Annotated in this window: 15 protein-coding genes; 13 read left to right on the plus strand and 2 right to left on the minus strand. The window is 68.4% G+C overall.

Annotated features, from left to right (window positions below; translation table 11 throughout):
- Positions 1–33: 33 nt before the first annotated feature.
- The 6 genes from H4O10_RS07885 to tsaB all read left to right on the plus strand — a co-directional run bounded on the left by H4O10_RS07885 (position 34) and on the right by tsaB (position 8,510).
- Positions 34–924, plus strand: a complete 891-nt coding sequence (locus H4O10_RS07885; protein ID WP_005414259.1) for an NAD-dependent epimerase/dehydratase family protein — start codon at positions 34–36, stop codon at positions 922–924.
- Between the two features lie 72 nt (positions 925–996).
- Positions 997–2,049 carry a glycosyltransferase family 2 protein gene (locus tag H4O10_RS07890; RefSeq protein ID WP_088470542.1) on the plus strand — a complete coding sequence of 351 codons (1,053 nt, stop codon included), beginning with the start codon at positions 997–999 and terminating at the stop codon, positions 2,047–2,049.
- Between the two features lie 84 nt (positions 2,050–2,133).
- Positions 2,134–4,569 carry a penicillin-binding protein 1B gene (gene mrcB / locus H4O10_RS07895; protein WP_049453541.1) on the plus strand — a complete coding sequence of 812 codons (2,436 nt, stop codon included), beginning with the start codon at positions 2,134–2,136 and terminating at the stop codon, positions 4,567–4,569.
- Complete coding sequence (locus H4O10_RS07900) at positions 4,566–5,102, plus strand: hypothetical protein (RefSeq protein ID WP_049404693.1); 537 nt, start codon at positions 4,566–4,568, stop codon at positions 5,100–5,102. Before mrcB ends, H4O10_RS07900 begins: the two co-directional genes overlap by 4 nt.
- Before the next feature lie 636 nt (positions 5,103–5,738).
- Entirely contained in the window at positions 5,739–7,787 is a 2,049-nt protein-coding gene (locus H4O10_RS07905) for an ATP-dependent DNA helicase (protein WP_049452989.1), read from the plus strand.
- A 9-nt stretch (positions 7,788–7,796) separates the two neighbouring features.
- Positions 7,797–8,510: a tRNA (adenosine(37)-N6)-threonylcarbamoyltransferase complex dimerization subunit type 1 TsaB gene (tsaB, locus tag H4O10_RS07910; protein WP_049452986.1), complete on the plus strand. Its 714-nt coding sequence runs from the start codon at positions 7,797–7,799 to the stop codon at positions 8,508–8,510.
- A gap of 507 nt (positions 8,511–9,017) precedes the next feature.
- Here tsaB and H4O10_RS07915 read toward each other — a convergent pair.
- Positions 9,018–9,902 (minus strand): energy transducer TonB, encoded by an 885-nt coding sequence (locus tag H4O10_RS07915; RefSeq protein ID WP_005410719.1) that lies wholly within the window; start codon positions 9,900–9,902, stop codon positions 9,018–9,020.
- Complete coding sequence (gene gshB, locus H4O10_RS07920; protein ID WP_049404563.1) at positions 9,902–10,849, minus strand: glutathione synthase; 948 nt, start codon at positions 10,847–10,849, stop codon at positions 9,902–9,904. Before gshB ends, H4O10_RS07915 begins: the two co-directional genes overlap by 1 nt.
- Positions 10,850–11,089: 240 nt before the next feature.
- Between gshB and pilG the strand changes: the two genes are divergently transcribed.
- The 7 genes from pilG (at position 11,090) to H4O10_RS07955 (ending at position 23,031) form a co-directional block, all read left to right on the plus strand.
- The gene (pilG, locus tag H4O10_RS07925; protein WP_005418455.1) at positions 11,090–11,491 is read left to right on the plus strand and encodes a twitching motility response regulator PilG; all 402 of its coding nucleotides are present in this window, start codon (positions 11,090–11,092) and stop codon (positions 11,489–11,491) included.
- Positions 11,492–11,509: 18 nt separating this feature from the next.
- Entirely contained in the window at positions 11,510–11,872 is a 363-nt protein-coding gene (locus H4O10_RS07930; protein ID WP_005410717.1) for a response regulator, read from the plus strand.
- Positions 11,872–12,402 carry a chemotaxis protein CheW gene (locus H4O10_RS07935; protein WP_005410716.1) on the plus strand — a complete coding sequence of 177 codons (531 nt, stop codon included), beginning with the start codon at positions 11,872–11,874 and terminating at the stop codon, positions 12,400–12,402. The genes H4O10_RS07930 and H4O10_RS07935 overlap by 1 nt, the downstream gene beginning before the upstream one ends.
- A 41-nt stretch (positions 12,403–12,443) precedes the next feature.
- Entirely contained in the window at positions 12,444–14,480 is a 2,037-nt protein-coding gene (locus H4O10_RS07940; protein WP_005410715.1) for a methyl-accepting chemotaxis protein, read from the plus strand.
- Between the two features lie 100 nt (positions 14,481–14,580).
- Complete coding sequence (locus tag H4O10_RS07945) at positions 14,581–21,258, plus strand: Hpt domain-containing protein (RefSeq protein WP_049453771.1); 6,678 nt, start codon at positions 14,581–14,583, stop codon at positions 21,256–21,258.
- The gene (locus tag H4O10_RS07950) at positions 21,245–22,570 is read left to right on the plus strand and encodes a chemotaxis protein CheB (protein WP_049453773.1); all 1,326 of its coding nucleotides are present in this window, start codon (positions 21,245–21,247) and stop codon (positions 22,568–22,570) included. The genes H4O10_RS07945 and H4O10_RS07950 overlap by 14 nt, the downstream gene beginning before the upstream one ends.
- Entirely contained in the window at positions 22,567–23,031 is a 465-nt protein-coding gene (locus H4O10_RS07955) for a chemotaxis protein CheW (protein ID WP_033833436.1), read from the plus strand. The genes H4O10_RS07950 and H4O10_RS07955 overlap by 4 nt, the downstream gene beginning before the upstream one ends.
- Positions 23,032–23,066: the final 35 nt, after the last annotated feature.

The following is a 23,066-nucleotide window of genomic DNA, read 5'->3' on the forward strand; positions in this document are numbered from 1 at the left end:
AGCCACCCCTCGCAACATCCCCACGGAGTGCCGATGACCGTCCTTGTTTCCGGAGCCACCAGCCAGATCGGCCGGTTCCTGCTGCCGCGCCTGGTGCAGGCGCATGGGCGGGTACAGGCGGTGAGCCGGCAACCGCAACCGGCACAGGACGGCGTGCAGTGGCTGTGCGGGGACCTGGCAGCTGCGCTGGACAGCGTGCCGTCTCCGGACTGGCAGGCGATTGCCAGCTTCGGCCCCCTTGAAGCATTGGCGCAGTGGTTGTCGCGGCAGACGGCGGCCCCCGCGCGGCAGGTCATCGCCACCAGTTCGATGAGCGTGCTGAGCAAGCAGAATTCCGAGCAGGCCGACGAGCAGGACGTCGTGGCGATGCTGCAGCGGGGCGAAGCGGGCCTGATCGCGCAGGCCGAGCGTCTTGGCATGGGCTGGACGATCCTGCGGCCGACCCTGATCTATGGGGCCGGCATCGACCGCAGCATCACCCCGATCGTGCAGCGTGCGCTGCGTCTGCGCCTGTTTCCGATTCCGCTGGTGGGAGGCCTGCGCCAACCGGTGCATGCCGACGATATCGCCCGCGCCGTGGTGGCCTGCATCGCCACCGGTGCAGCGTCGGCACGGGTGCTGGAAATCGGCGGTGGCGAGCGCCTGCCCTATCACGCGATGTTCCGCCGCGTGCACGCCAGCCTGGCACAGCCGACATTGGCGCTGCCGTTGCCGGGCGCGGCACTGCGGGGCCTGGCCGCGGTGCTGCCGCGGGCGCGTGGTCCGGTGTCACGCCTGCAGCAGGATCTGATTGCGGACAATGGCCCGCTGCAGGCGCTGCTGGACGTACATCCGCGGCCGTTCCAGCCCGACGCGGACACGTGGCGACCGATGAGCGCGGCCCAGGCCGTGCAGCGGATCGCTGCGTATCCCGGCAACGGCTAGCCAGCCACCGTATCCATCCTCTTTGGGGGCTCTGCTACCATCCCCCGGCCCTTGTTTCCGCGAGTACGTTCGATGCCTGACGCGCCATCCCGATCGGCCCCTGCCGAGCGCATTGGCGTCGCGCTGTGCACCTACAACGGTGCGCGCTACCTGCAGGCGCAGCTGGACAGCATCCTCGACCAGGATCTTCCGGTGAACGAAGTCATGATCGGCGATGACGGTTCCAGCGACCAGACGCTGCAGCTGCTGCAGGCCTTCGTGCCGCGTGCACAGGCGCTGGGCATCCGTGTCGAGATCGTCCAGCACGCGCGCAATCTCGGCTATGTGCGCAATTTCGCCGATGCACTGATGCGTTGCCAGGCCGACATCCTGTTCCTGTGCGACCAGGATGATGTCTGGCATGCGGGGCGTGTCCGCCGCTATGTGGAGCGCTTCCAGGCCGATCAGGGCCTGTTGTTGCTGCACAGCGATGCATGGCTGGTGGACGCGCAGGGCGCGCCGCTTGGCCAGCGGCTGCTGGAGGTACTGGTGGTCCATCCGGCCGAGGTCGAGCTGGAACGCTCGGGCCTTGCGATCGACGCGATCCTGCTGCGCAACTTCATCACCGGTGCCACCTGTGCGCTGCGCCGCGGGCTGCTGGCCGGATCGCTGCCGGTCCCGCCGGGCTGGAGCCACGACGAATGGCTGGCGGTCCACGCATCGCTGCGTGGAGGATTGGACATGCTGGCCGAACCGACCATCGACTACCGGCAGCATGGCAACAACCAGATCGGTGCCAGTCGCCGCGGTTTCCTGCAACGCCTGCGCCATCTCGATCTGTTCGATTCACAGGCGCGCCAGCGCACGGCCGGGCGCCTGCTGGCCCTGGCCGATCTGCTGGGGCAGCGCGGCGTGGTGGTGGCGCCGGAGCGCTTCCAGGGACTTCACGCGCTCGCCTGGCGCATGGCCTGGTCGCGCCTGCAGCTGTATCGCCGCGTGGATGTGCCGGCAGGCTGGATCGCCCATGATGCGCCGCGGTTGATCGCACGCCTGGCCAACGTCTGCCTGGCGGGGGGCGGCTGGAAAGGGGGCTGGGCAGCGCTTGCGGGTGCGTGGGCCGGGTGGCGGGCGCCGCGCGCTGCTTGAACTGCAGTGAAACCGCGGGCCATCGCCTGCCAGCCACCGCGGCGCCTGCGTTAGACTCGCCAGACCCTACCTGCCTGCATGCCCGTGCCCCGACGCTACGATTCCGACGACATCGACGATTTCGACGACGACCAGCAGGACGACAGCCCGCTGTGGCGGCGTCGCCTGATCACCTGGAGCATGGCTGCGGTCGCGTTGGGATTGGGCTTCCTGATCCCTTATACGCTGTACCTGAACCAACAGGTGACCCAGCGCTTCGGTGAACTGCGCTGGCAGATCCCGACCCGGGTATATGCGCGGCCGCTGGTGCTCACACCCGGCAAGGCGATGGACGCGGCGACCCTGAAGACCGAACTCGCCGCATCCGCCTACCGCGATGACGGGCAGGGCAAGGAGCCGGCGACCTATGCGGTGAACGGCGGGCGCTTTGTCATTTCCAGCCGTGGCTACAACGATGTGGATGGCCGCGTCGCACCGCGTCGGCTGGAACTGTCGCTGGCAGACGGTGCGGTCGCGTCGCTGCGTGATGCCGACAACCGCAAGGCGCTGAAGGCTGCGCGCCTGGACCCGGCGCGTATTGCCACCCTGTACGGGCAGAAGCAGGAAGAACGCCGCCTGATCCGCATGGACGAGGCGCCGGACCTGCTGGTGACCGGCCTGCAGGCGGTGGAGGACAAGGACTTCAACCGTCACCACGGCATCGATCTGTCCGGCATCGCGCGCGCGGTGTGGGTGACGGTCCGTTCCGGTGGCCAGAGTCGCCAGGGGGCGTCCACGCTGACCCAGCAGCTGGCCCGCAGCGGCCTGCTCGGGATCGGCAAGGAACAGACGGTCACCCGCAAATTCAACGAAGTGCTGTACGCGCTGATCATGGAGGCGCGCTACGACAAGCGCACCATCTTCGAGGCCTATCTCAACCAGGTGTACCTGGGGCAGCGCGGCAGCCAGGCCATCCACGGCATGTCTTCCGGCGCCGAGTTCTGGTTCGGCCGTGACCTGCAATCGCTGGAAACCGAGCAGATCGCGCTGCTGATCGGCCTGGTCAAGGGCCCGTCCTACTACGATCCGCGGCGCAACCCGGAACGCGCGCTGGATCGCCGTAATTTCGTGCTGGGCAAGCTGCATGAGGCGACGCTGATCGACGATGCCGAGTACCAGCGTGCGTTGAAGGCGCCGCTGGGCGTGCCCAAGACGCCGGGCCTGGTGGCGGCCAACCGCTTCCCGGCCTATGTGGACCTGGTTCGCCGCCAGCTCGGCCATGACTATCCGGAATCGGCGCTGCAGGGCGCCGGCCTGAGCGTGATGACCGGCATGTCGCCGTCTGCGCAGGCCTATGCCGAAGGCGCGGTGACCCGCACCATCAAGTCGCTGGAAAGCAAGCGCCGTCCCGAACTGCAGGCCGGCATGGTGCTGACCGACGTGCACAACGGTGACGTGTTGGCGGTGATCGGCAGCCGTGAGGTGTCCGAGGTGGGGTTCAATCGAGCGATCGAAGCACAGCGCCCGGTCGGCTCGCTGTTGAAGCCGTTCGTGTACCTGCTGGCGCTGGCGCAGCCGGACCGCTACTCGCTGGCCAGCTGGGTCGACGATTCGCCGGTGACGGTGCAGCTCGGCCGTGGCCGCAACTGGAGCCCGGGCAACGCGGACAACCGCAGCCACGGCACCGTGCGCCTGATCGACGCGCTGGCGCATTCCTACAACCAGGCCACGGTGCGCGTGGGCATGCAGGTCGGCCCCGAGCGTGTGACCCAGCTGATCCACGTGCTGGCCGGCATCAAGGCCGAAGCGAATCCGGCGGTGATCCTCGGTTCGACCGACCAGAGCCCATACGCGATGGCACAGCTGTACCAGTTCCTCGCGTCCGGTGGCGAAATCCAGCCATTGCATGCGGTGCGTGGCGTGCTCGATCCGCAGGGCAAGCTGCTCAAGCGTTACGACAAGACCCCGGCACCGGCCCAGGAAGGCGATTCGATTGCCGCCAACCTGATCAGTGTCGGCCTGCAGCAGGTGGTTGCCAGCGGCACCGCGCAGCGGCTCAACGCCGATGGCCTCAGCCGCCTGCAGCCGGCCGGCAAGACCGGTACCACCAATGATGGTCGTGACAGCTGGTATGCCGGTTACACCGGGGATCACCTGGCGGTGATCTGGATCGGCAACGACCAGAACGAGCAGGCTGGCCTGTACGGTGCTACCGGCGCGATGCGGGTCTGGTCGGGTATCTTCCAGCGTCTTCCCAGTGCGCCGCTGCGGGTCAGCAACAAGGGCCTGGACTGGCAGTCGGTGGCCGCCAGCGGCCTCAACACGACCGACGAAGGCTGCCCGGGAGCGCGCCGCTTCCCGTTCGTGGTCGGCTATGCGCCGGCCTATGCGCCCTGTGCACCGGCGGTGTCGCCGGACGGGCAGGGTGAGGCCGAAGGCGAGGGTGGTGGCTGGCGCAGCTGGTTCGGCCTGGACCGCAAGCCGGAAGTGCCTGCCGAACCTGCCGCGACGCCCGCTGCCACTCCTCCCCCGAGCCGATGATGCCGATGAACATGCGATCCCTGCTGCAGCCCCTGGCCCTGACCGGCCTCAGCCTGTCCCTGGCCGCCTGCGTGAGCAGTGCACCGCCGGTGGTCAAACCGGTCGATACCACCACGCCGGCGCAGCGCCTGGCCGCAGTTGACGCAGCCGCTGGCCCGGATGACAAGGAGCTGTCGGTGCAGCCGTTGCGTGACTCGCAGGTGGAAGATCTGCGGGTGACCGCGCAGGCGCAACGCCAAGCCAACGATCTGGCCGGTGCCGCCAGCAGCCTGGACCACGCGCTGGAAATCGTCGCCGGCGACCCGGCGGTGCTGCAGGAGCGCGCCGAGCTGGCGCTGCTGCAGGGGCAGTGGGCGCAGGCGGAGGCGTTCGCGCGCAAGGCGGTCGACCTGGGCTCGAAGACAGGGCCGCTGTGCCGCCGGCATTGGGCGACGATCGAGCAGTCTCGCCTGGCGCGGGGCGAGAAGGAGAATGCGGTGTCGGCGCATGCGCAGCTGGAAGGCTGCACGGTGCCGGGGATCAAGCGGTACTGAGTTTTCAGCCAACGGAACAGCCCCTCGTGGCTGGCTGCTTGGCCGCGTAAAGCAAAAGCCGCGCTTGGCCGGGCGGGGTGGGTCCGCGGGGGACGCCGTGAACCGTCCCTGGGGGCTTGGCCGCGGCATCCATGCCGCGGACACCCCCGCGAAGCCACCCCGCCCGGCCTCTGACAGTTCCCGTGTGCGTCCAGCCACGGAAAAGAAAAAGAAAATCAAAAGCGGGTCGCGCGCTGCGCGCACTCGACCCCTTCTTGTTTCCGTTCGACCCACCGCTTCTGAATCCAGTCGAGCAAGCGCGACGCCACGAAGCACGTCCATCCGTCACCGGGAAACTGTCGAAGGCGGGGCGGGAGGGGCAGGCAGGACCGTTGGCGCCATGGGCCCGAGGCACGCCTCGGGCGGGTTGGGCAGGACGCCCAACCCCGGTCTTGCCGTGTGCGCAGGACAGCGCACACGAGCAAGGCGCCATCGAGCCCCCATGGACGGGTTTACGGCGTGTCCTGCCTGCCCCTCCCGCCCCGCCAAACACGCAGCAACCCAGAGCCATGAACCACGCTGTTGCTGTTGCCTTTGCCTGCGCTCTGGCTTGAAACGGGTGCCGGGCAGCGCCCGGCCGGGTATCCTTTCCCTCTGATGTCCGACCTTGTCCATGCCAGCCGCGAAGCCCTCAGCGACGGCGGCGCGCTCGCCTCGCACCTGGATGCCTTCGTCCCGCGTCCGGCACAGCTGCACCTGACCGAAGCCATCGCCGATGCGCTGCAGCAGCGTGACCCGCTGCTGGCCGAGGCCGGTACCGGCACTGGCAAGACCTTTGCCTACCTGGTGCCGGTGCTGCTGTCCGGGCTGCGTACCATCATTTCCACCGGAACCCGCGCGCTGCAGGACCAGCTCTACCACCGCGATCTGCCACGGGTGCGTCAGGCGCTGGGTGTCGGCCTGCGCAGTGCGCTGCTGAAGGGGCGCGCGAACTACCTGTGCCGCTATCGCCTGCAGCAGGCGCGCGGCGAGCCGCGTTTTTCCAGCCCCGAACAGGCGGCGCAGTTCCAGCGCATCCTGGCCTGGTCCGGTCGTTCGGAGTTCGGTGACATCGCCGAACTGGAAGGCCTGGCCGATGATTCGCCGCTGCTGCCGATGGTCACTTCCACTGTCGACAACTGCCTGGGTACCGACTGCCCGTTCTGGGATGACTGCTTCGTGGTGCGCGCGCGGCAGCGTGCGCAGGCGGCCGATGTGGTGGTGGTCAACCATCACCTGCTGCTGGCCGATCTGGCCCTGAAGCAGGATGGCTTCGGTGAACTGCTGCCGGGGGCGCAGGCCTTCGTCATCGACGAGGCACACCAGCTGCCCGAATTGGCCGCGCAGTTCTTCGGCGAAGGTTTCGGCATGCGCCCGTGGCAGGAACTGGGCCGCGACTGCCTGGCCGAAGCGCGTGGCGTCGGCGGCGCGCAGTCCGCGCTGCAGGAACCGGTCGACCAGTTGCAGCAGGCGCTGCTGGCCCTGCGTTCGGCGATGGAGGGACTGCCGCCGCGTGGCACGCAATGGCGCGCGTTGGCGATGCCGCAGGTGCGCGATGGATTCGATACGGTGATGGCGGGGTTGGTGACGCTGGAGCAGGCACTGCAGCCGCTGCGCGAAGCCGCGGCGGGCCTGGATGCCTGCCATGCACGGGCGCGCGAAGCGGTCTCGCGGCTCAGCCGCTGGCTGGGCGATGACGAACCTGCCCTCGATTTCGATACCGACCCGGCGGAAACCGCCACTGCCGCTGATGTGCTCTGGTACGAGCTCACGCCACGTGGTTTTCGCTGCCAGCGCACGCCGATGGATGTGTCCGGCCCGTTGCGTGAGCATCGCGAACGCAGTCGCGCGGCATGGATCTTCACCTCGGCGACGCTGACCGTGGGCGGTGGCTTCGACCACATCGCCACCCGCCTGGGCCTGGACGATCCGCACACGCTGGTCCAGCCGAGTCCGTTCAATTGGCCCGAGCAGGCATTGTGCTACCTGCCCGAAGGCCTGCCTGATCCGGCTGCGCGGGGCTTCGGTACTGCGTTGATCCAGACCCTGCGGCCGGTGTTGCAGGCCTCCCAGGGCAGGGCATTCCTGTTGTTTGCCTCGCACCGTGCATTGCGCGAGGCCGCCGAGGCACTGCGTGATGGGCCATGGCCGTTGTTCGTGCAGGGCGAGGCGCCGCGCGCGACGCTGCTGCAGCGCTTCCGCGAATCGGGCAATGGCGTGCTGCTGGGCTCGGCCAGTTTCCGCGAGGGCGTGGACGTGGTGGGCGAGGCGCTGAGCGTGGTGATGATCGACAAGCTGCCGTTCGCGGCGCCGGACGATCCGGTGTACGAGGCACGGCTGGAGGCGATCCGCAGCCAGGGTGGCAATCCGTTCCGCGATGAGCAGCTGCCGCAGGCGGTGATTGCGCTGAAACAGGGCGTCGGTCGCCTGATCCGCAGTGAGAGCGACCGTGGTGTGTTGGTATTGTGCGACCCGCGCCTGCTCAACCGTGGTTATGGCCGGGTCTTCCTCGATTCACTGCCGCCATTCCGCCGTACCCGCAGTCTGGCCGATGTGCAGGCCTTCTTTACGCCACAATGGGCGCCCGTGGCCGATCATGCGGCTGCCCCGGCCGCCGTTGCGACCGGCCCCGAGCCGGCGCCCGGTGCCACGTTCCCCCTGTTCTGACCCGATCCGATGAAACTGCTCGCCTTTGAAACCGCCACCGAAGCCTGTTCCGTTGCCCTGCATGTCGATGGGCAGGTGCTGGAACGCTTCGAGATCTCCCCGCGCCGGCATGCCGAACTGAGCCTGCCGTGGGCGGAGGCGCTGCTGGCCGAAGCCGGCATCAGCCGCCGCCAGCTGGACGGTATCGCGCTCAGCCGCGGCCCGGGTGCGTTCACCGGCGTGCGCCTGGCGATCGCCATCGCGCAAGGCATTGCGCTGGCACTGGATCGGCCGTTGCTGCCGGTCTCGACGCTGCAGGTGCTGGCGCTGCGGGCACCGGCGGACGAAACGCAGATCCTGTCGGCGATCGATGCACGGATGGGCGAGCTGTACGTCGCGCGCTTCGAACGTGTAGACGGCCTGCCGGTGGCACGCGATGCCGAGCGCGTGTGCGCACCCGCTGCGGTTGCGCTGCCGGAAGGGATGTCGGCCTACGGTGTCGGCACCGGTTTCGGTGCAGCCGAGGGGGCACTGGTGACCCAGCTGGGCACCGGCCTGCGCGGCTTTGATGCGACGGCGCTGCCGCGGGCGTCGGATGTATTGGCACTGGCGGTGCCGGCGTTCGCTCGCGGCGAAGCCATTGCACCGGAGAAGGTCGAGCCGGCGTACCTGCGTGACAATGTGGCGCTGACCCTGGTCGAGCAGCAGGCCGCGCGCGAGGCGAAGGCGAAGGCCAACGGCTGAGCCCCTCGTGGCGGGATTGGTCGCGTAGATCAAAAGCCGTGGTTTGGCCGGGCGGGTGGGCTGCGCAGGGGGCGCTGCAAGTACGTCCCTGTAAGCTCGGTCGCCGCATCCATGCGGCTCACGCCCCTGCGCAGCCCACCCGCCCGGCCTCTGACAGTTTCCGTGTGCGTCCGCCACGGAAAATCAAAAAAGAGAATCAAAGTCAAAAGCGGATCGCTTCGCTCGCATCCACACGTAGCGTGGATATGTGTCGACCAAGGTCGACACCTATCAACAGCGGAGCGGGACGTGATGCGCCGCGATCTGTCAGAGGTGGGGCGGTGTGGGCTTGCAGGACCGTTGGCGCCATGGATGGCGCCATCGAGCCCCCAGGGACGGGTTTACGGCGTGTCCTGCAAGCCCACACCGCCCCGCCAAACCCACAGCCCAACCGCCGCTGTTGCTGTTGCTTCAGTTGTTGCTGTTGCCTCCAGCGGGTCCCGGGCCGCAGGCCCGGGCAACAAAACCCTACCGGTCGTCGTGCAGGGTGCCGCCCGGCAGAAACACCCACGTACGGGTGACCTGCAGGATGTCGATTTCGTCTTCGGTCTTCGGCAATGGCGGGAACGGCTGGGCCAGCTGCACCACCCGCAGGGCGGCCTCATCCAACAATGGCGTCCCGCTCGAACGCAGGATCCGGCTGCTCTCCACGCTGCCATCGCGGCGCACGCCCACGCTGATCACTACCTGGCCGCCGAGGCGGCGCTGCCGCGCCTCATCCGGGTAATTCAGGTTGCCTACCTTCTCGGCGCGGTCGACCCAGGCGCGCAGGTAATTGGCATAGGCATACTCACGCGTGCTGGCCGACACGAACTTGCGGTTCGGGCGCTTGGCGTACTGCGCCGAGCGCAGATGTACTTCGGCAGCCAGCCGCGCCATCTCCACGTCGCGCTGTTCGCGTGCGCTCAAGGGCGCATCCGGTTCGGGCTGATCCGGCGTGGGGCGGGACTGCGCCTGCGCCACCACCTCTTCGCCATTGCGGCTGCTGACCACCCGTGCCTGTGGCGGCGGAACCGGCGCGGCCGATTGCTGCTGCTGTGGAACCGGGCTGATTCCGGACTGGGCCTGCGGCACGATGCCGGCCTGGTTGTCGCGCGGACGCTGTGCGCGGTCGTGCTCGCCACCGCCTTCCTGATTGGCCGCGGCCAGGAAATCGGCCTGCTTCGGGGTCAGCGCGGTGCGGGTCTGGCTGAAAATGACTTCCAGTGTCGGCACCAGCGGCGCATCGCCCTTCACGGCGAAGCCCACGCCCAGGATCAGCAGGGCGTGGACCAGCACCGACAGCGCGATGGTCGCCCCCAGCCGTTGCGCTTCGCGCGGCGGCGGGGGCAGGACGGCAGGTGCGGCAGACATCAGCGCAGGCCGGCCTCGAGTGCGTCGAACAGGGTGCCAGCGATGTTCAGGCCGTACTGCGAGTCCAGTTCGCGCACGCAGGTCGGGCTGGTCACGTTGACCTCGGTCAGGTAATCGCCGATCACGTCCAGGCCGACGAAGCGCATGCCGCGGCGCTTCATCTCCGGGCCGACCTGGGCGGCGATCCAGCGGTCGCGCTCGCTCAGCGGGCGGCCTTCGCCGCGGCCGCCGGCGGCCAGGTTGCCGCGGAATTCATCGCCCTGCGGGATGCGCGCCAGGCAGTAGTCCACCGGTTCGCCATCGACCAGCAGGATGCGCTTGTCGCCGGCGGTGATGTCGGGAATGAACTTCTGGGCCAGCGCCAGCTTGCGGCCGCCGTCGGTCAGGGTTTCCAGGATCACGTTCAGATTCGGATCGCCCTGGCCGCTGCGGAAGATCGAGCGGCCGCCCATGCCGTCCAGCGGCTTCAGCACGGCCTGGCCGTGCTCCAGCGCAAAGGCCTTCAAGACCTTCGCGTCGCGGCTGACCAGGGTCGGCGGGCAGCACTGGGGGAACAGCAGCGCGGCCAGCTTCTCGTTGTAGTCGCGCAGGCCCTGCGGGTTGTTGACTACGCAGGCGCCAGCCGCTGCGGCCACGTCCAGCACCTGGGTGTCGTAGATGTATTCGGCGTCGACCGGCGGGTCCTTGCGCATCAGCACGATCTGGCCGGGGCCGAACTCGGTGCGGCTGAACGCGCCCAGCTCATACCAGCCGGCCGGGTCGTCGCGCACCTGCAGCGGCGCGGTCTGGGCCACCGCTACGCCACCCTCCAGGGCCAGGCCGCCCGGGCGCACGTAGTGCAGGGCATGGCCGCGGCGCTGGGCTTCCAGCAGCATGGCAAAGGTGGTGTCCTTGGCGATCTTGATGTGGGCGATGGGATCCATCACCACGATGACGTTCAACGGCATGGGCGCACCTGTCAGGCAAGGCGTTGATGGTAGCGGCAACGCCGCTCGCGCGCCTCCCCGCCGTCCTGCAACGCAGCGTCCGCCCGGCGGTCGCGCACGCATTGCGAAACCCGTCACGTTCAGGAGGGTGCCATGCCCCGCGCCATGGGGCGGCCTTGAAGCGGGCGCGGAAAGTGCGATATAGATACGCTTTCGTAGCGGCCCCCGCCAGAGATCGGGCCGTGCGCTTGGGGATAGGCAATGACTGAAAACACGACTGCGGGCGGGGAACTCGCAGGACTCCGGGTGATGGTCATCGATGATTCGAAGACCATCCGCAGGACTGCGGAAACGCTGCTCAAGCGCGAAGGCTGCGAGGTGGTCACCGCCACCGACGGCTTCGAAGCGCTTGCGAAGATCGCAGACCAGCAGCCGCAGATCATCTTCGTCGACATCATGATGCCGCGCCTGGACGGGTACCAGACCTGTGCGCTGATCAAGGGCAACCAGCTGTTCAAGGCGACCCCGGTCATCATGCTGTCGTCCAAGGATGGCCTGTTCGACAAGGCGCGGGGACGCATCGTCGGCTCGGAGCAGTACCTGACGAAGCCTTTCACGCGTGAAGAACTGCTGGGTGCCATCCGCACATACGTCAACGCCTGACCAGGGGGGAAAGGCACAATGGCTCGTATCGTTCTGATCGAGGATTCACCGACCGACCGCGCGGTGTTCACCCAGTGGCTGCGCCGTGCCGGCCACGAGGTGCTGGAGGCGGACAATGCCGAGGATGGACTGCAGCTGGTCCGCGACCAGGTGCCGCAGCTGGTGCTGATGGACGTGGTCCTGCCCGGCATGAGCGGTTTCCAGGCCACCCGCGCGATGGCCCGTGATGCGGCGATCAAGCACATCCCGGTGATCATCGTCAGCACCAAGGCGATGGAAACCGACAAGGCATGGGGCCTGCGCCAGGGCGCGGCCGATTACATCGTCAAGCCGCCGCGCGAGGATGAACTGATCGCGCGGATCAACGAACTGGTGGCCTGATGCGCTCGCCCTTCGACATTCTCGAAGCCTACGAACGGCGCAGCCTGGCCCATGCGGTGCAGCTGCCCGAGCGGCAGTTCGCCCAGGACCTCTGGCGTGGCGTGGGTTACCGCGTCGGCCAGCGCCGGCTGGTGTCCGATTTCCGCGAAGTGGTGGAAATCGTGCCGATGCCGCCGGTGACCCCGGTGCCGTGCGCGCAGCCGTGGCTGCTGGGCGTGGGCAATCTGCGCGGCAACCTGTTCCCGGTGGTCGACCTGAAGTACTTCCTGGAAGGCACGCGTACCGTGCAGCAGGAAGGCCAGCGCGTGCTGATCATGCGCCAGGCCGGCGGCGACGTCGCCCTGACCATCGATGAACTGTTCGGCCAGCGCAGCTTTGAACTGGACCAGCAGATCGCGGCCGGCACGCTGGCCGAAGGGCGCTACGGCCACTTCGTCGATCGCGCCTTCCACGCCGACGGCCACGACTGGGGCGTGTTCTCCCTCTCGCTGCTGTCGCGTACCCCTGAATTCCGGCAAGCCGCGGCCTGAGGCCGGGCATCGCCCCCTGCATTGAAGATCGAGGTTGAACGATGAGTACTGCTTCGGACGCCACCAAGACCGGCAAGCTGCGGCTGGGCGGCAGCAACCTCTGGCTGTTCCTGCTGCTGGCATCGATGATCCTGTTCGGCGTCAACACCGGCGTCGCCACCTGGCAGGGCAGTCGCCTGGCCGATGCCGGTTCCAAGGCGGCCGACCTGCAGGTGCTGTCGCAGCAGCTGGCCAACCAGGGCCGTGACGCGGTGGGCGGCAACGCGCAGGCGTTCACCGCCTTCAAGGCGACCCGCAACGCGATCGAACAGAACGTGTCGACACTGCAGGGGCGCTACGGCAAGGAGCCGGGCGTGTCCGGTGCCATCGCCACCCTGGGCGAGACCTGGGCGCCGCTGGGCAAGCAGGCCGGGCAGCTGGTCGCCAGCGAACCGGCGGTGCTGGCGCTGGCCGGCAATGCCAACAACTTCACCGGCGCGGTGCCGGGCCTGCAGGCCCAGCTGAACGAGCTGGTGCGTGCGATGTCGGCCTCCGGCGCGCCGTCGTCGCAGGTGTACAGCGCCCTGCAGCAGGTGGTGGTGGCCGGCTCCATGGCCCGTCGCGTGACCGAAATGCGCGCCGGTGGCAGCGCCGCAGCGACGTCCGGCGATGCACTGGCACGCGACATCACCGTGTTCTCGCAGGTGCTCGACGGCCTGCGCAACGGCAACGAGGAACTGGGCATCACCGCCGTGCGCGGTGCCGCCGCCGTCGCCGCACTGGAGCAGTCGCAGCAGAAGTGGGAAGCGATGAAGCAGGACGCTGACGCGATCCTGGCCAGCTCGCGCCAGCTGTTCGCGGCGCAGTCCGCCGCCACCGCGCTGGGCCAGGGTTCGGCCCACATGCTGGATGACAGCCGCAAGCTGTTCGACGCGTTCTCCTCGTTCGGCTCGGTGTCTGACACCCGCCTGTTCCCGAACTTCTGGATCGGTGTGGTGTCCGGTGCGCTGTCGCTGATCGCGATCATCGGCTTCGTTTCCACCAACGTGCGCAGCCGCTCGCGCGAGCAGGAACTGCGTTACCAGACCCAGGTGGAATTCAACAGCCGCAACCAGCAGGCGATCATGCGGCTGCTGGACGAAATCTCCTCGCTGGGTGAGGGCGACCTGACGGTGAAGGCCTCGGTGACCGAGGACATGACCGGCGCCATCGCCGACGCGATCAATTACGCCGTCGACGAGCTGCGCCACTTGGTGACCACCATCAACGACACCTCGGCCAAGGTCGCGCTGTCCACCCAGGAAACCCAGGCCACCGCCATGCAGCTGGCAGAGGCGGCGGGCCACCAGGCCAACCAGATCACCTCGGCGTCGGACCGCATCGGCGAAATCGCGGCGAGCATCGAACAGGTGTCGCGCAACTCGGCCGAGTCGGCCGACGTGGCACAGCGTTCGGTGGTGATCGCCGCCGAAGGTGCCGGCGTGGTGCGCGAGACCATCCAGGGCATGGACCAGATCCGTGACCAGATCCAGGAAACCTCCAAGCGCATCAAGCGCCTGGGTGAGTCGTCGCAGGAAATCGGCTCGATCGTGGAACTGATCAACGACATTTCCGAACAGACCAACATCCTGGCGTTGAACGCGGCAGTGCAGGCGGCGTCGGCCGGTGAAGCGGGTCGCGGTTTCGCGGTCGTGGCCGACGAAGTGCAGCGCCTGGCAGAACGTACCTCCGGCGCGACCCGACGCATCGAGAACCTGGTGCAGGCCATTCAGGCCGATACCAACGAAGCGGTCACCTCGATGGAACAGACCACCGCCGAAGTGGTGTCCGGTGCACGCCTGGCCGAGGATGCCGGCACCGCGCTGACCGAGATCGAGCGCGTGTCCAATGCACTGAACACCCTCATCAAGAACATCTCCATCGCCGCCCAGCAGCAGTCGGCCGCGGCCTCGGACATCACCCGCACCATGGGCGTGATCCGGCAGATCACCGGCCAGACCTCGCAGGGTGCCGGGCAGACCGCCGAATCGATCGGCCACCTCGCGCAGCTGGCGGCCGACCTGCGTCGTTCGGTCGCCGACTTCAAGCTGCCGGCGTGACGCGGGCAGGGCGGCGAGCAAGGAACCAGTCGATGAAGCATTTCCATTCCCCACGCCAGAACTCGCGCGGCTTCCGCGCGGCGGCGAACGGAGCGCGTCCATGAGCAGTCTGCGCGATGCGATGAGCCACGCAGCGCTGGGCTGGGTCAAGCCCGAGCTGGACGAGACCCTGCGCCAGGTGCGCAACGAAGTCGAGTACTACGCGGAAGACCCGACCGACGCCAGCCGCATGCGCATCTGCGCCGGCTACCTGCACCAGGTGCAGGGCACCCTGCGCATGGTCGAGCTGTACGCCCCGGCCATGGTGGCCGAGGAGCTGGAACAGCTGGCCAATGCCATTGGCGCCGGTGGCGTGGCCGATCGGGATGAAGCCTGCGCGACCCTGATGCGTGGCAGCGTGCTGCTGCCCGATTACCTGGAGCGCCTGCAGAACGGTCACCGTGACATCCCGATCGTGCTGATGCCGCTGCTGAACGAGATCCGTGCCGCACGTGGCGAAGAGGGCGTACATGACAGCGTGCTGCTGGCATTCGCACCGGACAGCGTCACCGCCACCGAGGCCGAGCTGGACCATGCCCGTGGCAGCCTGAGCGGGCGCAACCGCGAGCTGCTCGATACCGTGGGCAGTGCAGTGAAGGAAGAACTGCTGCGCATCAAGGATGCGCTGGACCTGCACCTGCGTACCGGCGGTGCGCCGGAGCAACTGCAGACCCAGGCCAACGAGCTCGGTGCGGTCGCCGATACGCTGGGCATGATGGGCCTGGGCGTGGCCCGCGGCGTGGTCGTGCAGCAACGTGATGCCCTGCGTGGCGTGGTCGAGGGCCGCCAGCAGATCGACGAAAACCTGCTGCTGGATATCGCCGGGGCGCTGCTCTACGTGGATGCGTCGCTGGATGACCAGGTCGCCCACCTGGGCGCCGGCGGCAGTGGCCAGGACGATCCGAGCGCAGTGGAGAACCGGCGCACGGTAGAGGTGCTGGCGCACGAGGCCATCGCCAACTTCGCCGCCGCGCGCGAGCACTTCGTCGCGTTCATTGAAACCAGCTGGAACCATGCCGAGCTGCACGACGTGCCGCGCCTGCTGGGCGATGTGTCCGGTGCGCTGCGCATGCTCGACCTGGGTACCGCCGCCGATTACCTGCGCGGTGTGCAGCAGTACATCGAAGCCGAGCTGATCGGTCGCCAGCGCGTGCCGAGTGGCCGCCAGCTGGACACGCTGGCCGACGCCATGGCCAGCCTGGAGTACTACCTGGAAGCCCTGCGCGACCGTCGTCCGGGTCGCGAGGACATCCTCGACATCACCCGCAGCAGCCTTGAGGCGCTGCGCTACTGGCCGTTGCCGGACCACGATGCGGCTGAGCCGGCAGCGTCCGTGCCGCAGTCGATCGAGCGTGAGCCGGTCGTGCTGCAGGGCGAGGCACTGCAGCCAGAGCACATCGAGATCCCGGTACAGTCGGCCGCGCCGGCACCCGGTGAGGTGCCGGTACCGCTGCCGGACTTCACCTTCGATCCGCCACCGGCCACGCCTTCGCCTGCAGCGGCGGACAACAGCTTGATGTTCGGTGGGCTGGGATCCGTCGCCTCCGCGCCACTATCGCTGCGTGACGAGTCGGATGCACCGCTGGTCTTTGCCGCCTCCAGTGCACCTGCACCCGAGGTCCCGCAATGGGATCTGGCACCGTTCCATCCTGAGACCGATCCGCCCGCTCCAGCGGACGATGAGCGCAGTCCGACGTTTGCCAGCTTCGATCCGGTCAGTTTCGAACAGCTCGATGCAGGGCAGGGCGCCGCCGCCCATTGGACGCTGTCGGAGGCGGCTCTGCCAGTGCAGTCCAATGCGACAACCGGCCTGGACGTAGAGGACGCCGCCGACGCCTCGCTGTCCATCGAGACCGGCGCGCATGCCGCACCGGGGTTCGACCCGGTGGCCGCCGAACATGACGCGGTTTCTGCAAGTGACGACGTCGTGTTCCGTTTCGATGCCGATGCGCTGGACAATGCCGACGACGTGTTGTCGCTGCATGCGATGGAGGCATTGTCGCTGGAGGACGCTGCCGGGCTGCATCCGTCGCTGGAGAGCATCGATGCCACTGCCCCTGCGGTGGTGGAAGAGAGCCCGGCTGCCGCAGAGCCGGACATCACCCCTGTGGATGTGCCGGTGGAAGCGCCGGCACCGCTTGCCGATGTGCCGGCAGCGGCGGTGTCGATGATCGACATCGACACCATCGCACCGATTGATTTCAGCGAAGCCGACGCGCAGTTCTTTGTCGAGCTGAGCGCTGCCGCCGCGGACTTCAATCCGCAGGCGACCCCGACGCCGGCCGATGCGGAAGCGCCAGTCGCCGTGGGCAGCGCGGAAGATGCAGACGCCGGCTTCGAGGCCGGCTTCGACGACGATGCCGAGAACATCGACGAGGACATCCGCGAGGTGTTCCTGGAAGAGTTCGACGACGAACTGGCCAACCTCGGAACGTTGCTGCCGGCATGGCGCATGCAGCCGGACAACATGGACCGTCTGCGTCCCATCCGCCGCATCTTCCATACGCTCAAGGGCAGTGGCCGACTGGTCGGTGCACGCACCCTGGGCGAATTCGCGTGGAAGATCGAGGGCATGCTCAACCGCGTGCTCGACGGCAGCCGCCCGGCGACGCCAGCCGTGCTGGCCATGGTCGACAACGCGCATGCCGCGCTGCCGCAGCTGAACGCCGCGTTGCGTCATGGCCAGCGGATCAGCGTGGACCTGCAGGCGATGCAGGCCATTGCCGATCGCGTTGGCGCGGGTGAGGAAACCTATTACGTACCGCTGCCGGTTGCGGCCGCTCCCGCCGCACCGGTGGTCGAAGCCGATGGCGAGGACGAGATCAGCCGCATCCTCGAAGCCGAAGCAATGGCGTCGGTGCAGGCTGAAGCCGATGCGGACCCGGCGCCCGAAGCACTGGGCACGCCGGCCAACATCGACAGCGTGCTGCGCGAGATCCTGGAAGCCGAAGTGGAAGTCCACCAGGCGACCCTGCAGGACTGGCTGCGCTCGGCGCAGCAGGCGCCGCAGCCGGTCAGCGACGCGCTGCTGCGCGCGGTGCACACCATGAACGGCGCCTTCGCGATGACCGAAGTGCCGGAAATCACTGCCGTTACCGGCGGTGCCGAGTCCTATATCAAGCGCGCGCTGGCTGCAGACGTGGTGCCGGGCGACGAGGGCGTGGCTGCGCTGGATGCGACCGCGCAGGCGATCACCGCGACCATGGAAGCGCTGCAGGCCGAGCAGCCGCGCATCACGCCACAGGAAGCGCTGGTACAGCGCCTGCAGGCGCTGGCCGGTGAACTGCCGGAAGCGCGCTGGCCGATGGTCGGGCTGGAGGACGAGGATGAAGAGGGCATCGAGCTGGCGCCTGATGCCGGGCAGGCATCCGAAGCGGAAGCGCCGCTGGCTGGGCTGGACACGCTGGACGAAACCAGCATGGCGTCCGCTTTCGATGTGGCGCCCGATCTCATTGCCGAGCCGCAGCCGCTTGCCGAAGATGCGCTGGAGCCGGTTCCAGCTGCAACCGACCCGCAGACGCTGGACATCGCGGCCGATAGCGGCTTGGACGTGGGCGAGCTGACCGCCAGCGACGATCTTTCGCGTTACTTCGACGCCGGCTGGCCGTCGGTGCCGGGCGAAGGTGAACCTGCCGTGGCGGACACCGGCGCGATTGAATCGATCCAGCCGGTCGAGAGTGCGCCTGTTGTCGAAGTGACCGAAGCAGATGCCGTGCCCACGATCGCGACGGTCGACGACGCTGATCTGACCATGGCCGACGATCTGTCGCCCTACCTCGACGCCAGTGCGCTGCCGGTGGATGACCGCGACGCGGAAGAACGGCCGGTGCCTGCGGAAGTTGGCGCGATCGACCTGAATACGTCGTTGTCCTTTGATTCGGGCAGTGGCGATGACAGCGTCATTGACGCCGCTGCTGCACTGCCACTCGACAGCGGGCTGTCGAGCCTGCAGGATGAAATGGCTGCGCCGGGTTTTGCAGAACCGGTCACGCTGGCAGCCGCGCTCGAGGCCGGCCTGCACGTGATCGAAGAAGAGCAGACCCTGGACGACGACGGGCAATGGCCCGTGCTCGGCCTCCAGGCCAGCGAACTCGCGCCGGGCGAGGCGGAAGCCTTTGCCGAGGATGCGGACGTCGGCGGGGAGGCGGCGGTCGGCGAAGGAGAGAGCGCCGATCAGCCGTCCCCGGCGACGGTGAACGAGGTGAGCGCTGCCGAAGCACTGCAGGCCACCGCCGAGCCGGTGCGGTTCTTCGAACTGGAAGAAGCGCCGGGGCAGGGCACGGCCGACGCCGATGCCGAACCTGCCGAGGCCGACGCCGGAGAGCGGGCGCCGCTCCACGATGAAGCCTCCACCCTGGAAGACACCGCGGATGGCGCCGATGCGCTCGACTTCAGCGTGTACGACCGCGAACTGGTCGACATCTTCGTCGAGGAAGGCAAGGACCTGCTCGACCACTGCGATGGCCTGATCAGCGAGCTTCGCAATGCGCCTCAGGATCGCGAGGTGCTGGCCGGCCTGCAGCGTGACCTGCACACCCTGAAGGGTGGCGCACGCATGGCCGGCATCAATGCCATCGGCGACCTTGGCCACAGCATCGAATCCCTGCTGGAAGCCGTGGCGGCCGGCCGCACCGAGATCGAACGCCGCGACGTGCAGCTGCTGGAGCGCGGCTTCGACCGCCTGCACCAGCTGCTGACGCGGACCGGTGCCCACCGCGTGGTGGCGCCTGCACAGGACCTGGTGGAGGCCTTCGAGGTCCGCACCACCACCGATATCGCGGCGGCCGCTGCGGCCGCGCGTGCGGCCAGCGAGGCCGAGGCCGTGCCGGCACAGGCTGTGGGCCCGCTGACGACGCCGGCCGATGCCCCGCTGTCGGCACCACTGCCGGCCGAAGGCGTGGCCGACGAAGATCCGCTGGCGCGTCCGCAGCAGGAGCAGGTGCGGGTGCGCGCCGACCTGCTCGACCGCCTGGTCAACCATGCCGGTGAAGTGGCGATCTATCGCTCGCGTCTGGAACAGCAGCTGGGTGCCTTCCGTGGTGCCATGGCCGAACTGGAGCGCACCAATGCGCGACTGCGCGACCAGCTGCGCCGACTTGACCTGGAAACCGAGGCGCAGATCGTCGCCCGCTACCAGCGCGAGCAGGACCAGGCGGACCAGAAGTTCGATCCGCTGGAACTGGACCGTTTCTCCACCCTGCAGCAGCTCAGCCGTGCGCTGAACGAGTCCGCCGCCGACCTTGGCGGCCTGCAGGGCGTCCTGGACGATCTGTCGCGCCAGTACGACTCCCTGCTGCAGCAGCAGTCGCGCGTAAGCTCGGAACTGCAGGATGGCCTGATGCGCGCGCGCATGGTGCCGTTCGACGGTCTGGTGCCGCGCCTGCGCCGCGTGGTCCGCCAGTCCGGCATGGATACCGGCAAGCAGGTCCACCTGACCCTGGAAGGTACCCACGGCGAACTGGACCGCAACGTCCTCGACCGCATGGTCGCGCCGCTGGAACACATGCTGCGCAACTCCGTGGCCCATGGCCTGGAGGCGCCGGAACAGCGCCGCGCCGCCGGCAAGCCGGAGGAGGGCGAGATCGCCATCCGGCTGCACCGCGAAGGCTCGGAAATCGTGCTGGAAGTGGCCGACGACGGCGCCGGCCTGGACCGCGAGGCGATCCGCCGCCGCGCCATCGACCGTGGCCTGCTGGCTGCCGATGCGCAGCCGAACGAGCAGGAACTGGACAACCTGATCTTCGCCTCTGGTTTCACCACCGCTGACCAGGTCAGCCAGCTGGCAGGCCGTGGCGTGGGCATGGACGTGGTGCGCAACGAAGTGCGCCAGCTGGGCGGTTCGGTAGATATCCAGTCAGTGCGTGGCCAGGGCGTGCGCTTCACCCTGCGCCTGCCGCAGACGCTGGCGGTCACCCAGGCGGTGTTCGTGCAGATCGGCGAAACCACCTTTGCGGTGCCGGTCGCATCGGTCAGTGGCATCGGCCGCCTGTCGCGCGAGCGTTTCGAAGCGGCCGACAGCAGCTACCGCTACAGCGGCGAGGACTATCCGCTGTACGACCTCGGCAGCCTGGTCGGGCAGGCCCCGGCGCGTGCCGATGGCCAGGACCAGGTACCGCTGCTGCTGGTCCGTGCTGGTGACCTGCGTGCCGCTGTCGCGATCGACCAGGTGCTGGGCAACCGCGAAATCGTGGTCAAGCCGGTCGGCCTGCAGATCGCGTCGGTGCCGGGCATCTACGGTGCAACCATCACCGGCGATGGCCGCGTGGTGGTGATCCTGGACGTCGCGCCGCTGGTGCGCCGCTTCCTCGCCAACCCGACGCTGCCGGTGCTGGCCAACGCGCCACGCCAGGAGCGCCAGGTGCCGCTGGTGATGGTGGTGGACGATTCGCTGACCATGCGCAAGGTGACCGGGCGCATCCTCGAACGCCACAACTTCGAGGTCAGCGTCGCCCGCGACGGCGTGGAAGCACTGGAGCGTCTGGAAGAACGCGTGCCCGACCTGATGCTGCTGGACATCGAGATGCCGCGCATGGATGGTTACGACCTGGCCACCGCGATGCGTGCCGACCCGCGCTACAAGGACGTGCCGATCGTGATGATCACCTCGCGCAGCGGCGACAAGCACCGCCAGCGCGCCTTCGAGATCGGCGTGCAGCGCTACCTGGGCAAGCCGTACCAGGAGCTGGACCTGATGCGTAACGTGTACGACCTGCTGGGGATCGCCCGTGTCCGTGAGTGAAGCCCAGGCGGCCCCGGCCGTCGCCCTGCTGGCCCGTCCTGGCGCGGCGCGCGAGCGCCTGCGCGAGGCGTTGTCGCATGCCGATGTGCAGCTGGTGCTGGAAGACGACCCCAACGGCCTGGAGCCGCAGCTGCTGCAGGACGCGCGTCCACAGTTCGTGGTGATCGCGCTGGAAGCGGCCATCGAGGATGCTCTGGAGCGGCTTGAAGCGGTGCTGTCCGCACCAGGCCTGACCCTGGTCTTCGACGAAGCCGAGCTGGCGGCGCGCCGTGATGGCTGGGAGGCACAGCGCTGGGGCCGCCACCTGGCCGCCAAGCTGCACGGCCACCAGCAGGTGCTGCCGCCGGGTGCGGAAGACGAACCCGCCCTGCAGCTGGAACCGGGTCACCCGGCACCGCCGCCGGCACCACGGGAAGAAGCGCTCCAGCCGCATCTGGACCAGGCATTGAGCTGGGCCGACGAGGTGCCGGCGGACAGCCTGTATGCGCCACCGGCGCACCTGCACGAACCGATCGCGCTGGAGCAGGCACTGGCCGCGCTGCAGCCGGTGGTGCCGGAGCCGCTGGAGGCAGCGCCGATGCAGCCGGTTGCCACACCGGCAACGCCGCCGGTGTCCTTCGACCACACCGCGTGGTCGCTGGTCGAGGACGTAGCAGACGCACCCGCAGCCACCGGGTACAGCGCCGCGATGGAAGCCCCGCTGCCGTCCTTCGATACCGATCACCTCAGCCTGGTGGACCTGGACACTGCGGCGCCTGCGGGCGCACGTGCCGGCTCGCTGCTGGTGCTGGCCGGCATTGGTGGCCCGGATGCGCTGCGCCGTCTGCTCGGTGCGCTGCCGTCGTCGCTGAGCGTGCCGGTGATGGTGCACATGCGCCTGGACGGTGGCCGCTACGGCAACCTGGTCAAGCAGATGACGCGGGTGTCGCCGCTGCCGGTGCAGCTGGCCGAAGCCGGCCAGCGTGCAACACCCGGTGAAGTGCACGTGCTGGCCGATGACATCGGCGTGCAGGCCGCCAGCGACGGCCTGCATTTCGTCAGCGACGCGCAAGGCATTTCGATTGCCGGGCTGCCGGCCGACCACACTGCGCTGGTCCTGCTCAGCGGCGCCGACCTTGCGCATGTGGGTCCGGCGCTGGACCTGGCCGCCGCCGGTGCCTGGGTGGCCGGGCAGGTCGGCGAGGGCTGCTATGACCCTGCCGCAGCCACGGCGGTGGTCGCCGCTGGCATGGTGGCGGGTGAGCCACAGGAACTGGCGCAGGCCATCGCCTCGCGCTGGGGCGTGGAAGACGATAACGGAGAGGCACCATGAGCTATGCCAGCAATGACGAAATCCGCGGCGTCCTGATCCAGGCCGGCAACGAGCGCGTGCTGCTGCCCAATGCCACCGTGGCCGAAATGATGTCGCGGGTGCCGGTGCAGCCGGTTTCCGACGCCCCGCGCTGGCTGGTCGGCGAAATCGGCTGGCACGGCTGGCAGGTGCCGCTGGTGTCGTTCGCGCGCCTTTCCGGCCTGGGCGAGGAAGCCGTGGGCGGCCACAACAAGGTCGTCGTGCTGAAGGCCCTCAGCGGCAACGCGCAGCGCCCCTACTACGCGCTGCTGACGCAGAATTTCCCGCAGTTGATCTCGGTGCCGCGCGATGGCCTGCTGGCCGATGCTTCCGAGGAAACCCTGCCGCAGATCGTGCACATGCGCGTGCTGCTGGGTGAGCAGAGCGCGCTGCTGCCGAACCTGGATGCGCTGGAAGCCGCGCTGGATTCGCTGGCGACCTGATCGGCAATCCGCCGGTCGGGTTCCCGGTAGTGCCG

The organism is Stenotrophomonas sp. I18B00994, from assembly GCF_014145825.1.
Lineage (GTDB): Bacteria > Pseudomonadota > Gammaproteobacteria > Xanthomonadales > Xanthomonadaceae > Stenotrophomonas > Stenotrophomonas maltophilia.

Excerpts from the sequence above, each read along its gene's own strand:
- H4O10_RS07885 (WP_005414259.1), top strand. The coding sequence starts at position 34 with ATGACCGTCCTTGTTTCCGGAGCCACCAGCCAGATCGGCCGGTTCCTG.
- H4O10_RS07940 (WP_005410715.1), top strand. The coding sequence starts at position 12,444 with ATGAGTACTGCTTCGGACGCCACCAAGACCGGCAAGCTGCGGCTGGGC.
- H4O10_RS07930 (WP_005410717.1), top strand. The coding sequence starts at position 11,510 with ATGGCTCGTATCGTTCTGATCGAGGATTCACCGACCGACCGCGCGGTG.
- H4O10_RS07890 (WP_088470542.1), top strand. The coding sequence starts at position 997 with ATGCCTGACGCGCCATCCCGATCGGCCCCTGCCGAGCGCATTGGCGTC.
- H4O10_RS07915 (WP_005410719.1), bottom strand. The coding sequence starts at position 9,902 with ATGTCTGCCGCACCTGCCGTCCTGCCCCCGCCGCCGCGCGAAGCGCAA.
- H4O10_RS07905 (WP_049452989.1), top strand. The coding sequence starts at position 5,739 with ATGTCCGACCTTGTCCATGCCAGCCGCGAAGCCCTCAGCGACGGCGGC.
- H4O10_RS07935 (WP_005410716.1), top strand. The coding sequence starts at position 11,872 with ATGCGCTCGCCCTTCGACATTCTCGAAGCCTACGAACGGCGCAGCCTG.
- H4O10_RS07900 (WP_049404693.1), top strand. The coding sequence starts at position 4,566 with ATGATGCCGATGAACATGCGATCCCTGCTGCAGCCCCTGGCCCTGACC.
- pilG (WP_005418455.1), top strand. The coding sequence starts at position 11,090 with ATGACTGAAAACACGACTGCGGGCGGGGAACTCGCAGGACTCCGGGTG.
- gshB (WP_049404563.1), bottom strand. The coding sequence starts at position 10,849 with ATGCCGTTGAACGTCATCGTGGTGATGGATCCCATCGCCCACATCAAG.
- H4O10_RS07955 (WP_033833436.1), top strand. The coding sequence starts at position 22,567 with ATGAGCTATGCCAGCAATGACGAAATCCGCGGCGTCCTGATCCAGGCC.
- tsaB (WP_049452986.1), top strand. The coding sequence starts at position 7,797 with ATGAAACTGCTCGCCTTTGAAACCGCCACCGAAGCCTGTTCCGTTGCC.
- H4O10_RS07945 (WP_049453771.1), top strand. The coding sequence starts at position 14,581 with ATGAGCAGTCTGCGCGATGCGATGAGCCACGCAGCGCTGGGCTGGGTC.